This is a genomic window from Blastomonas sp. 34TW, assembly GCF_059803595.1.
On the sequence record NZ_JAPFGW010000029.1, the window covers coordinates 1 to 12,591 of the forward strand.

Consider the following 12,591-nt stretch of genomic DNA (forward strand, 5'->3'; position numbering starts at 1 on the left):
TGGTCCACTGTTTTGCGGGATGCCGCAGCGAGGATGTCCTGCGCGCAATCGGTCGGACCAAACCGATCCTGAATTCCCCTTCGCCGAGCTACCGTCCAGAAGGAACTGCGCCCAACGTCAGAAGGATCTGGGATCAGGGCACAGAGATCCGCGGGACGCTCGGCGAAGTCTACCTTCGATCGCGTCGACTGCCCGTCAACCTCCCCGACTTACGCTTTCATCCACGTTGCCCTTTTGGCCGCAAGCCCAAAACCATCTTCCGGGCGGCGGTGCTGGTCGCCGTCAGAACTGGGCACAAAATGACGGCTATCCAGCGGATCAGGCTGACGGACGATGGAACATGGCATGATGGCAAATTCATGCTCGGCAAACCCGGACAGGGTGCTTGGGCTCCACAGTTCGAAGGCAATGTGCTCGCTATTGCTGAGGGCATGGAGGATGCGGCAAGCTATGCTCAGATCAGAGGAATCCCGTGCTGGGCAGCACTCGGGAATGAGCGTCTCGCGCTAATCAACGTTCCAGACCATGTTGGCACCCTTTACATCGCCGCGGACAACGATGGTCCAGGCCGATGCGCTGCAATGGCGGCAGTTGGATCACACAACATACCGGAAAGGCAGATCATTCGTGATCCACCGCCAAGGCGTTTCCACGACTGGGCGCAGGCAGCGGCAAAAACAGCAAGGCCCAGGGACGAGAAAAATTCGAGCAAAAACGCTTACAAATCGGACTTTACAGACGCAGACATTAGTTCATCGATCTAAGCCTTTTTCATCCTGTCGGTTGCTTGATCTACCAGATCGGAACGTCCGGCTAGTGAGGCTATCTGTCCGAAGGCGATCAAGGCCATTGTGCGACAGAAACTCACTACCTCCAGAAGAGAGTCGTCATCAAAGGCAGGCTCGATATAGTCACCTTGTAACCTTCGGGACACCTGATGGACACCGCCGTGGGTGTAGCCGTTCATCGCACTCCATGCGCTTTGCTTCACCGTCGAAAGAAATTTGACCGAGAATTCTGGGCGCTCCTCGATCGCCTTGATTAGATCACCGAATTTCGGCGCGATCGTATCCTTTTCGACGAACGCTTCTATCTCCTGTTCCGAAGCGCAGTAATGAATCCAGGCCCCGCGCACGAAGCACTCGAAGGCACATCGGACGAGGGCGAATGCACTTGCATAAGTGGCCATCGATATCAGTGTGATAATGCCAGCATGGTGCTCGATCGACAGATCGAAGAGTTGGCCAGGAATGCGATGCCTGTGATCGCCTTTGATCTCCAAGCCTTCGAGGCTGGCGCGAATCCATGCCAAATCATCCTGCGCCATTGAGATGGCCGTCCGAACGTTTTCCGAGCTTGTACTCGTTTCCATGTTTGTTTCTTTCCCACCGCCTGTGGCTGGGGTCATTGAAAGGTTAATGTCACCGCATTCCTTCGCGTGGGAGTGTGGGATCACCAGCATCAGACCTGCGCCAGTACTCTTCACCAGCAGCTATGCCAGATGCTGTGAGAACATAGCGGTCGGCATAATCGGAGCTTGCCGCGAGCAGCCCGAGGCGAACCAATGGCGCGACACTGCCGTCGGCAACCGATCTTTCGCTGCGCGTTTCACCGTTTACGATTGTCCATCGCTTGCGACCATTCTCGATGAATAACTCAATTTCGCTCGGAATTCTGGTCGGAGCAGACGCTTCGCCCCGTACAGTCGACCAGCGGTGAGAAAAACAGATTGTCAGGAAGCTCAGCGTCTCCCTTGCCCGAGGGGGAATTTCCAACCAGTCGACCAAAGCATTGGCCGAAGGGAGCAACCCCTCGCGCTTGTTCAACAGGGCTTCTTGTCCGCAGACATAGGCCTTCACCATTGCGCGCTCGATCTCGCCAATCGTATTTTGCGTGCGCCCCCCTTTACGCGCCTCGCGATCCCGGGCGACAATTTCGCGCGCGGCCTCGCGGAACAACGCGCGCATTTTCGATGTTGGTCGCTCGGCTTTGGCAGGCTTCCTTTTGACGTTCATGGTTGCAACATCCCGAAGAAAAGCGAGCCTCAGACCGGCTGACGCGGCGCGATGCCGAGGCGCTGTGCGACCTGCGTGTAGAGACCGACGATGCCGGGCATGGCGACAGTGACCGCGAGACCGAATGGTACAGCTTCATCTATCGGAGTGCCCGGATCTGGATCGCGCTGCACAACGAGGTCAATCGTCATATCCGGGCCGACGACCGGCGCTTTGTCACCTTCCCAGCAACGCATGAATATGGTGCCGCGATTAGTCTGATTGCCGTCAGGTTGAAGGCTACGCGGAGAAACGCCCAAAGTGCCGGCTTCTGCTGGATCGAGCAGCTTGAGGCGAACGGATCGGTAGCTCTTGCGTCCCGGTTGCACGGGTGTGAACCATGCTAGCGTCGCCGACAGGCTGTGGGGCCGGGCCTGACCGCTCATGACCGCCGGTATGGGGACACGGACAGTGGTGACACGGTCGCGTGAAAGTTCTCCAACCGCCCAGAACGTCGCGCGGTCCTCCGCGCACGCTACCGCGTCTTCGGCGTCGACATAGCCAAATCCCAGGAAGCGCCTGATATTGTCCTTGATGTGGCTGTGATGCCCGCCGACCGGACCGATGATCGCTTTGATCCGTGCAGCAATGTCATCGGGCCAGCGGGCGGGATGGACAAGCAGCGCCTTGAGCAGGGCCGCCCGCTGAATGTGGGGCAGGCCCGCAAAATCCGGATACGCTGCCTCCAGTGCGTCGTGGATTCGATGACATGTGCGTGATGCCAGCGCGGTCGCGCCGCTGGTCCCGCCCGAATAGCCTTCGGCTACCCCGAAGGCGCCGGTACGAGGCGCCGCCACTTTGAGGCCAGCGGGGCGCGTTGAGGGCGCCGGTCTGACGAAGACATGACCGTCGGTCCGCATCTGGCGGAGGTGCTCGCGACCTCCCGGCATCAAAATGTCAGGTTTGACTGATCGGGCAAATCCAGGGCCGAGAGCGCTCGACGGGTTGGCGGCACGAATGCCCGGAAAGGGGTCGATGATGGTGCGGGCGGCGCGGCGGTCCGCAGCCGACACCCAATCGTCATTGGACGCGCCGACCGTCACCGCGTTGATTGCCTCGGACGGCGAAAACATACGCCGGTCAGCCATCAGATTGCCGATCGCGGTCAGCGTGCCGTCACAGCGAGCGGCGGCGTCAGCGTCTTCGAAAGCCGTGCCGGTCGCGAAGGCTGGGACGCCGAAGGTCTCCCTCACATTACCAGCACTCACCAGAAACAGAATGCCGTATCGGTACGCCAGTCGATCCAGCAGCCGTGCCCATGCCGACAGCGACGACTGAAAGGGACGCCGCTCGTTGCCAAGCGAGAGATTGACGATCAGCACGCCCGGCGCCGTTGCATCCGGGCCTTCTCGCATCGCTCTAATGGCGAGAAAGATGATGTCGACGACAAGCCGTCGTGCCGGGAAGCGATCCCCAGCACCCATCACCGGAACAACATGAATGCGCCGCGGCAATGCCGGTGCGGGATTGTTCCTGTCGCCATGCACGAGGAGCGACGCCATCGCAGTGCCATGGACGCGTTGGTCCACGGGGGCATGGGGTTCGAGATCGAATTGATCATCCACGACCAGATGAGCGGCGAGCAGCGGATGTGCGGCGACTGGAACTCCGTCGAGCAGGGCCAGGATCGGTTCGCGCAAGTTGCCGACCGCAGCAGCGGTGCCGGCGTCTGTGACGTCCTCGATCTCGATCGTCGTCGCTAGGCTTTGCGGGCGGATGTGCATGACAGGCTCGAGGCTGGCGATGCCGCCTTCCGCCTGATCGATGATCTCCCGGATCGCGCGTACCGGCAAATCCACGAGCAGGGCATGATAGGCGATCTCGGGCAGCCGGGCACGCGAGATGATCTGCCCGCCGCGTGCGGTCACTGCCGCGCGCACTTCATCTTCCCGTGCCTGGGCCTGAACCTCAGAGGCTCGGTAGATCAATTCGATCTCCAGCGGGACAAGCTCGTCCTCGCCGCGCTCCTCGATCTCCTCGGCGAGAAAACTGGCGTCGATTCGTTGGACCCTGTCCTGAGGCCCCCATGGTCGCAGATCGCGAAGCAGTTCGAACACGCCACGCCACGGCGTCTCCCCGAATTGCAGTTGATCGGCGTTCCAGCGCCTCCAAAGAGAGAGCAGTTCTGCGAGCGCGCGTGCGTCCGGAACAAGGAGGTAGGCAACGGGCTCCTTGTCGTCGTCGCTGCCTAACTCCTCCTCGTCGATCAGTTCGAGGCCGGGCACGCGCTGAACGGCTGCGGCAAAATTGTTTACCGAGCCACGGACTTCGAAGACGAGCAATCTCTCCGGTGCCAGGGCAGCCGGATCGGCACGCAGTTCGAGACCGCCCGGATCTCGCGCCAAAGCCTGGGCCAGGCGGTCGAATTTTGGGGCAAATGTGGCTTGCTGGCGATCCCGAGGGAAAGATTCAGGTGGTCGGGGAAATTTTTGCTGACCGGCGGGGCGTTGTCTTGATTGGTCTGGCGTCAGCCTCAGCAGGGGCTTGGTTGGATCGCTCGCCATCTACATTCCCGGGCCGTACGCGCGATTTCCATAGTTCAAGCTCTGTCTCGAGCGCATCATCGATCCCAATCTCCCCCAAACCCAATATCTGCCTGCGCCTCACATTCTGGCACAGGTCGAGCGCTTCAGCATAACTTACTTCGCCAAGGCGGGTCGCGAGCTTCTGTACAGTCATGCGCGGAGTTTCAGGCCAGCCAGAGATGACCCTGTCCAAAAACACCTCGAGCAGTTTGCGATCGGGCTGTGGAAAAGCTAACCGCATCTGAAAGCGACGCCATACCGCGCGATCAAGCAACTCTGCATGATTGGTAGCCGCAACAACTATGACATACGGCGGCAATTGATCGAGTTGCATGAGCAAGAACGAGACCACGCGCTTGATTTCGCCGGTTTCATGGGTGTCGCCACGCTCTTTACCGATAGCATCAAACTCGTCGAAAAATAGGACGCTCGGCTGTGTGCGCACATAATCGAACAGTTTGCGAAGACGGGCGTTGGTCTCACCAAGGTAACTGCCGATCAAAGCATCATAACGCACCACGAAGAATGGTAAGCCCAGCGCTTCCGCGATTGCCTCAGCAAAGGACGTCTTCCCGTTTCCAGGAGGCCCGGAAAGCAGAATCCGATGCCGTGGCTCATAGGCATGTGCGCGCAAAACATCAGCACGCATGTGCTCTTCGATCAGCTGACGACCATTCTCGCGCGCTGGCAACGAAAGGAGCAGATCATCAAATCTAACCCGCGCTTCGATTTCGATGATCGTGTCTCGACCTGGCCCGACCTGAGGCTGGGAGGTCGTGAGAGGCGGCGGCGTTACCGGCACGGTGCTTAGTGCGCGTTCGATGCGATCTGCAACGATGTGGTGATTTTTGGCTCGTTCGTCCGCGGCAATGGCCTCGGCCGCTGCGCGCAACGTCTCACGGTCGCCAGCAACGCTGGCGCGAACGAGCGAGACGAGATGATCAGCGCGGGCCATTTTCTATGTTTCAGTCACTCAAGCGGCAGGATCAAAATGGACTACCTAGGGAATCTAATGAAATTTTCCTGCGGTGTAATCAATTATTCGAGGTCCAGCTCTAGCAGACCTAGCACGAAAACGCCTCTGCCATATGTGACGCTCCGTAAGGGTACCTGAAACCAGGGACCATCGTGGAGCAAGCCAGCATCCCATAGCCCAGATTCTCTACAGAAATCTCTCACCCGCATGGTTCTCGAACAGCGCTGCGTCGCGGACATAGCCAAGCAGCACCTCGACCTTTTTCTGCCGCGATACCTCCTGCATCTTCGGCAATGAGGCCCCCGCCTTGGCTGCCTCGGTCAGGAACCCTGAGCGTAGCGAGTGGGCACCGAATGCGGCAGGATCGAGCCCAACCTTTTCAGCGTAACGCTGGATCAGGCGGGCAACCGAGCGATCCGACATGGGCTCCTTGGTCATCATACCTTGTGCGTCGGTGCGGTAAAACAAAGGACCAGCCTCCCCTCCCCTAACGCTGAGCCATTCGTTGAGGCGCGCGCCGGGCTTTAGCACCTTACCAGAAGGCACCGCGATGACCTGCCCTGCGCCCTCCTGGTCGGTTTTCGAATGCCGGATCGTCAATTTGAGACCCTCCCGCACCAGCTCAAGGTCAGCCAGCTGTAGCGCGACAAGTTCGGAACGCCGGAGCGCCGCCGCCAACCCCAGTGCCATGACCGCTCGGTCGCGGATCGCTCGCGGACTCTGGCCTTCGGCAGCTGCAATCATCCGCGCAAGATCGGCCGCCAGAATTGCGCTCTTCTTGCGCGTCGGCCGAGCACGTTGCTCACGCCGGATCCCAGCAAGTGTGTCGGCGATTACTGCGCGCGGATCGCGGTGCTGGGGCGCAACCTGTCCTGCCTGCCTGTGGTGCCAGGCGATGGAGGCAAGGTGCCGCCCGATGGTGCTGTCCGCCCTCCCCGCCTGCGCCAGCCAGGCAAGGTATGTGGCAACTGCCTCCGGCATGGCAGGCATAGGCTCAAGATCGCGCGTCCAGCACCATTCCTCGAACTGCCGCCAGTCACTGTCATAGGCCCGCACAGTGTTGGCCGCCTTGGATCGCGCCCGGTACGAGCGCGCCGCTTCGATCTCAGCTGCGAGCTGCGGCGGGATCGCATTCCCCAGCGGCGAAAGCGCGACTTCATCTGAAAGCCCCAAAGCCCTGCTGCTGTCATCGTCCACGGCGACACTCCTCAAGCTTCATTGCCGCTGGTGTGCCCTATCCCTGCGTTGGGCGCGGACGTCATCGCGGCCAATTCAGGCTGCTTTATATAGAATGCCTTATCGTCCGTGAAGGGCTCTTATCGGACACTAAACCTGCCATACAAGCTGGGTATACTTTTTAAGCCATTTATATACTATCTGGCAGATGGCATCCGCCCCAGCACCTTGGCAACTGACGCTTGCCCGCATCGAAGGCGCCCTCCCCTTCATCTCGCCAGCGCTCGCCGAATGCCTTGCGCTGGCCTCACTCCGGCGCCTCTGGCGTGTGCATGTGCGCGATTATCCGTTTGATAATATTGGAATTGAACACAACCCTGGGCTCGAGGCCGACGAGCTGGTGCGTTCGTGGTACTCCGAAGAACGCCGTCAATTCTTGTCGTGGATCAGCCGGCGAGGTCACCCTCCCCTCGCCCATGCCGCCAAGCTGGCCATGGCCGCGAAAAACCACTCCGAAGGGTTCAGCGAGGCCTACTTGCCCGCCGATCGCGCGCTCGAGCGGCTCGATGCGTTGCTGCCGACCCGAGATCCGGTGGGCACCCTGCTTGAGTGGCTTGAGGAACTGCGAACCGAGGAACTCGACTTCTTCGAAGGCGGGAGCGAAATGGTCAAGGTCGGCGGGTTCGCGATCACGCGCTCGGCCCCGCGTGGCGCGGCCTGGGCCGCCTCACTGGCGACGGCCATGCGGCCTCATCTTTTTGGCTTGGGGTCGGCCCCGCTGGCGCTTGCAGGCGTGATGTCACGGGTCCTGTTCCGCGAATTCCACGAAGAACCCCTGCCCGGGCTTCTCCGTTCAGCGATTCAGACGGCCGCTGACAAAGCCGCGGCCGATTTGCGGATGATGCGAGAAGCTGTCGCTTTGGCCGACAAGCAACTGGCCGGACGACTGTATGCCTCCTCCACCGCTCCGCAGGCGTGGCGCATGATTGTCAGCCTTGGCCCTCTCACCAGAGCGGAACTTGCAAGAAGCCTTGGCGTGACAAAGCGAACCGCTTCGCAATCCGTATTGTCGCTGCAGGAGGCAGGCATGGTGGGCTTGCGCGAGATCGATAGCGCTATGCTACCGGCCAGTGCTGATCTAGTACACCGCGGATAGCCTCTTCGGCTTCCTGGCGCGTCGCACCACCCTTGTTCAACAAGGTGATCCGAACCCCCTTGCGATCAGCTCCCTCAATCCGAAGCACAGGCTGGCCCACAGCATTGGCGACAGTCTCGGCCTTTCCTGACTTCTTGGGGGATCCTGACTTCTTGGGGGGATCGACCGCAAGAGAAAGCGCCTTGATCACTTCCAGCACAGAAGGTGACTGGCCAGTTCGCTCCCGTTCGGCAGCAAGCCGGGCTGCCTCCTGGAAGGCCCTCTCCCTCCGGTCCTCGGGCTTCAAGAGCGCTTTGAGTGCGATCGCATTACGAATTCCGAGTTCCTGCGGATGGGCAAAGGCTATGGTCAGCTCTCCGGGCAAGCGGGCCAGATCGAGATAACGTGTTAGCCAGCTTTCGGACACCTTGAGGCGTTCGGCCATCGTCTTCTGCCGACCCTCGTAGTAGGCCGTCAAAGCTCGCAGATAGTCCTTCGCCCGTTCGAAATCGGTGAGGTCGTCTCGTGCACGGTTCTCGAGATCAGCGAGCCGGAACGCCTCCTCGTCACCGATTTCGCGGACGTCCACGAGGAACTTGAAGTCTGGATAGTTGTGCGCCCGCAGCCAACTGATCGACCAGTGCCGCCGTGCACCGCAAATGACCTCGAAGTCATATCCGTCGTCACCAGACAAGCGCCTGACAATTGCCGGGATCTCCTGTCGGCCCTGTGCCTTAATGCTCTCAATCAGGTCAGCGCAGCGTTCCTCGGTGAGGAGCGCATAGTCGCGATTGTGGCCAGACCACATCCGACACCTTGCCGGGTCGACGAGCTCATGCGTGCGCGAAACAATCGCCCCAGACGCGAGATCAGCCAAACGGTTTGAACGCCCGGTCAGCACATTCGAAGCGATGCTCGATCGACGCGGCGCGGCGGACTCTTCGGTCAAATCGATTCCTGCCGCCAAGTCGGCGGCAAAGCCGCTGTTCTTCCTACTCATGCATGCCTCCCATCAGCAGAATTGCACGCGTGCAATTTCCCCAGCGGCTCATACCAATGCCTCCTGGCGGAGGCGCTTCTGATGGCTTGGCCACATCGATCGAATGTCGACTTCGATCTCAGAGTTCACGCCATCAAGATAGTTCAAGCAGCGATTGCGCACCGCCGAACTCGTGGCCGGTCCGTCGAGTTCATAAACGGTCATTAGCCGCGCAGTCGCATTGTCGATCTCGGCAGAATCCTTGAGCGGCGTGCGAACCATGGCGTGACCAAACAGGGTCCGCATCAACTGCAGAAGCTCCTTCTGCATAGACTTGTTCTCATCGACCTTTGAAGCGACGAAGCGCAAAAACGTCAGCTCTGGCGCAAGACCCCGGTCCGCGAGCTGCTCAATCGTTTCATCAAGCATGGATAGGAAAGCAGCGGTCGACGAGAAGTCCATCACGGTCGGAGGGACCGGCACCACCAACGCATTCGCAGCCCGCAACACGGACAGAGAGATTGCGCCGAGCGCCGGCGGGGGATCCATGACGATGACATCGAACCGGTCCGAGATGCTCTCAATCCCTTCCTTGAGGCGGTCGAGCAAGGCACCGTTCCCTTGCGCCATTCTGGCGGCCAATTCATATTCGGAATTGAACAGCCGAAGATTGGCAGGGATCAATTCAAGGCCGTCGAAATGGGTCTTGCGGAGGGCGTAGTCGAGCGATGACCGCTCACCCTCACGAAGGAACGGGTAGAGGGTATCGTCCTCTGTCAGATCGAGGTCTGGCACGTAGCCGAACAGCGTCGTCGCAGACGCCTGACTGTCGCAGTCGATCAACGCAACACGATAGCCCTTGATCGCGAGGTATTCCGCTAGATGTACGGAGAGCGTCGATTTGCCGACACCGCCTTTGAAATTCTGAACCGCAACCACGCAACACGGATCAGTCGGAGCACGATACGGCCTCGTGCCGAATACGCCGCGCATATCGTTAAGCTGGGCAAGAGTGTATCTCTCGCGCCGATTGCTATCTGTCCTCGCTGGCTCGGGCAGCCTTCCATCTTTCTCGGCGTCCCGAATGGCCGCCGGTGTCCGCCCGACGAGCTCGGCTGCCTTCCCGATCGTAAAGGTAGGCTCCCGGCGCGCATCTGCCCGAGCGCTTCGTGCGGAGTCGCGCAGCTTTTCGAGCACTGAGGATGTTCGACTGGCTAGCGTTGCCACCGAGACCAAACGCTCCGCTTCTTCGATCTGAAGTCCGTTAGACACATGCCGTCCTTTCGCAATTGGGAGTGTGCTACACCCACTTGCGCTTTTCGGTCAAGAAAATCACAAATTTCGAAAGTTCAGACGCCTTGTCGGGCCGATTTTAGGATGGATGCGCGCCATCCTGACTCGGTGGGGGCAAGGAGAATTGCACGCGTGCAATTTAGGCGGCTCAGGGTCGCCCCCGCCGGTTTACCCACCCCTCGCAAAAACCCTTCCAGGCAGCGATCAGCTTGGCGCCACGTAGCTTCTCCAACCGATTGCCCATGTGCTCGCGGAATCCGCTCGCGATAAGATCGACATCCCATCCGCCGCCGTGCTTTTTGCCGACTTCAAGCAGATCGGCGTGTCCGAAGCGGATCGAACCTGACGAGGGGAAAGTTGATTCTAGCTGCTTAGCGACAGGCGCGTCGGTCGTTGGTGCGGCGATTGCACCCTGCCCCGCTGTCACAGTCTCGACAGAGCCAGTACGCCTTGCTTGGCGTCCCGCGGAGTGCCTATCCAGTTCATCTACCGTTTCGAGGACTTCAGGCGCCCCTTTCGGTTCAAATCGGAACTCAAGCTCGGTGACCGTTCGCCCTTGTCGGATTTCACGCCACTCGACGCGAAAGTGCGCCAACTGGTCAATCTCGGACTTTGCCTTCTCCAACACCTTGCGCCGAAGTTGAGCAAAGTCAGTGTAAACGTCAGGCGGAATGCCAAGCGCTGCCCGCAGCGCTTGCATATCTCCTCGCCAGGTTGCCTGCCGTCGATGAAGGCGAAGCGCTCCTAGCTCGTAAAGCTTCAGGGCATAATTCGAGCGGAAGCCCAGAACCGCTTGCCGATTGAGCACCGCATAGGTCTCAGACGCCTGGATCAGCTTGCGCGCATCAGGCGTGAACTCCCATTCGATCCATCCCGTCTCACCACCATCCTCGTCGGTCTCCTCTTTGGACCGGGAGATCAGGGAAAACAGGAGGGTGGCCTTCTTTCCTCTCCACGACTTATCATCCACAGCAAACAGAGTGCGATGAAGTTCCTGCAGCATATCGCTGATCCGCTCATTGCCTTTATGACCGCGACGAATATCGGCCTTGCGAATGCGGTGAGGCCGGTCCTCCCACGCATCACCACCGGCAGTCAGAATCATGAGGGCAAGGAGCCGGGATGCTGTCAGGCTCAGTGACTCACCTTTGACGAACTTGATCTCGATGATGTTGCCCGGCTTGGCGAACTCGTCCCCGCCTTTTGCCTTCAATGCAGCAGCGACGCGCATCGCACGGCCCGGTGTTGCCTCTTTAGGCTTCTCTTCGAGAGCCTCAGCTATTGGGCTGTCATCCGTTTCCATGCCATACTGCGATCGTAGCTCGATTCTTGTGAGCGCCTTTGCTGCCTGACCTGACCTCTTGCGTCAAGTCAGGTCAGGATCGAACCCTGAACGCAGCCCCCAAAAGGTCAGGATTAGACGAGCTGAATGGACTGGCGGAATCGGCGGATGTCCTGCGAGTCGGCAACGCTTGTCAGAAGATACAGGATAGGACTCAGTTTTTGCGAGAAAAGGCAGCGCGATCCTCTTGAATGGGAGCTTGCAGATCAGACACTGGCACTTCCCCCAATTGGTCAGGAATGCCCCAGAAGGTCAGGGGGAAGCCCCCACTCGGTCAGGTGATAGCCCCCATAAGGTCAGCCAAACACCCCCGCCGGGTCAGGAACATTGTCATAGGGCATTGAACTTACATCAGAATTTAGCCCCGAATCTGAATCTCTAGAATCAGAAATCCTTCCGCTGCAAGCAGCGGCGTTTTTTGATGATGTTTTGAAAGTGTTGAGCCAGGTCACAGCCTCCAATCGCTTCACTGAATCACTGACGGGTCTGTGATTCAGATTTCCGGTTGGACCGCTCACCCATGTCTCTGCCACGCTGCCATCATGGAAACACCGTTCAGCCAGTCGTGGCATTGGCAGGCTATCGACCCTTCACGCAATGTTGCACGCGCTTACGACCTCTGGATCGAAACCGATCTGTTTGGCTGGACAACCATTGAGCGGCGGTGGGGACGGATAGGGTCAAAGGGCAGGGCGGTCACCACGAGCTATCCGGACAGAGCAACGGCTGACGTAATCGCACAGCAGATCCGAGCACGACGCGAAAGCGCAATCCAGCGGATTGGTGTTCGCTACCGAGCAGTCGGATAACTTCACTCGATTAGTAGGCGTTCTTTTAGCCGAGATCTTCTTCCTGAAACGAAGCAGCTTCGCCAAAGGGGGGAGGGGGATGACCTGATGCGGTTCAGCATCAGGAGCAGACCGTGACCGACCTTTTTGAACAATCCAGCCAGAAGCTGGACGCAGCAATCACCGAAATCCAGAACGCCATCGCCACCGGAATGGCGAACAAACAACGCCTGTTTGAGACGATGAGCCAGCTCTACGGGGAGGGCTCCGCAAACGGCGCCTGGAGCCAACGGGACGCTTTTGACCTGCTCGAGGCGGCATTG

The 12,591-nt window shown here is 59.4% G+C and carries 12 protein-coding genes; 4 read left to right on the top strand and 8 right to left on the bottom strand.

Going from position 1 to position 12,591, the window contains the following annotated elements; all coding sequences use genetic code 11:
* The coding region (locus tag OPU69_RS19380) for a DUF7146 domain-containing protein (RefSeq protein ID WP_498513172.1) at positions 1–764 on the top strand (764 nt) is incomplete at its 5' end.
* Here the strand turns inward: OPU69_RS19380 and OPU69_RS19385 are convergent.
* The 5 genes from OPU69_RS19385 to OPU69_RS19405 form a co-directional block, all read right to left on the bottom strand.
* A complete protein-coding gene (locus OPU69_RS19385; RefSeq protein ID WP_498513174.1) occupies positions 761–1,462 on the bottom strand; it encodes a DUF6988 family protein in 702 nt (233 codons plus the stop codon). The genes OPU69_RS19380 and OPU69_RS19385 overlap by 4 nt on opposite strands.
* Entirely contained in the window at positions 1,422–2,015 is a 594-nt protein-coding gene (locus tag OPU69_RS19390) for a hypothetical protein (RefSeq protein ID WP_156419805.1), read from the bottom strand. The genes OPU69_RS19385 and OPU69_RS19390 overlap by 41 nt, the downstream gene beginning before the upstream one ends.
* Positions 2,016–2,044: 29 nt before the next feature.
* Positions 2,045–4,336: a S8 family peptidase gene (locus tag OPU69_RS19395; protein WP_498513176.1), complete on the bottom strand. Its 2,292-nt coding sequence runs from the start codon at positions 4,334–4,336 to the stop codon at positions 2,045–2,047.
* Between the two features lie 127 nt (positions 4,337–4,463).
* A complete protein-coding gene (locus tag OPU69_RS19400) occupies positions 4,464–5,534 on the bottom strand; it encodes an AAA family ATPase (protein WP_054590513.1) in 1,071 nt (356 codons plus the stop codon).
* 207 nt (positions 5,535–5,741) lie between these two features.
* Positions 5,742–6,752 carry a site-specific integrase gene (locus tag OPU69_RS19405; protein WP_058539819.1) on the bottom strand — a complete coding sequence of 337 codons (1,011 nt, stop codon included), beginning with the start codon at positions 6,750–6,752 and terminating at the stop codon, positions 5,742–5,744.
* Between the two features lie 187 nt (positions 6,753–6,939).
* Here OPU69_RS19405 and OPU69_RS19410 point away from each other — a divergent pair, with 187 nt between their 5' ends.
* Positions 6,940–7,887, top strand: a complete 948-nt coding sequence (locus OPU69_RS19410; RefSeq protein WP_498513179.1) for a hypothetical protein — start codon at positions 6,940–6,942, stop codon at positions 7,885–7,887.
* Here the strand turns inward: OPU69_RS19410 and OPU69_RS19415 are convergent.
* From OPU69_RS19415 to OPU69_RS19425, 3 genes are all read right to left on the bottom strand, one after another.
* Complete coding sequence (locus tag OPU69_RS19415; RefSeq protein WP_498513181.1) at positions 7,847–8,866, bottom strand: ParB/RepB/Spo0J family partition protein; 1,020 nt, start codon at positions 8,864–8,866, stop codon at positions 7,847–7,849. The two genes, OPU69_RS19410 and OPU69_RS19415, sit on opposite strands and share 41 nt — an antisense overlap.
* 48 nt (positions 8,867–8,914) lie before the next feature.
* Positions 8,915–10,117: an AAA family ATPase gene (locus OPU69_RS19420; protein ID WP_498513183.1), complete on the bottom strand. Its 1,203-nt coding sequence runs from the start codon at positions 10,115–10,117 to the stop codon at positions 8,915–8,917.
* A gap of 169 nt (positions 10,118–10,286) precedes the next feature.
* The gene (locus OPU69_RS19425; RefSeq protein ID WP_498513189.1) at positions 10,287–11,369 is read right to left on the bottom strand and encodes a replication initiation protein; all 1,083 of its coding nucleotides are present in this window, start codon (positions 11,367–11,369) and stop codon (positions 10,287–10,289) included.
* Between the two features lie 653 nt (positions 11,370–12,022).
* Here OPU69_RS19425 and OPU69_RS19430 point away from each other — a divergent pair.
* Entirely contained in the window at positions 12,023–12,289 is a 267-nt protein-coding gene (locus tag OPU69_RS19430; protein ID WP_498513185.1) for a WGR domain-containing protein, read from the top strand.
* Positions 12,290–12,402: 113 nt separating this feature from the next.
* Positions 12,403–12,591 (top strand): hypothetical protein (locus OPU69_RS19435; RefSeq protein WP_498513187.1); only part of this gene is annotated, 189 nt, incomplete at its 3' end.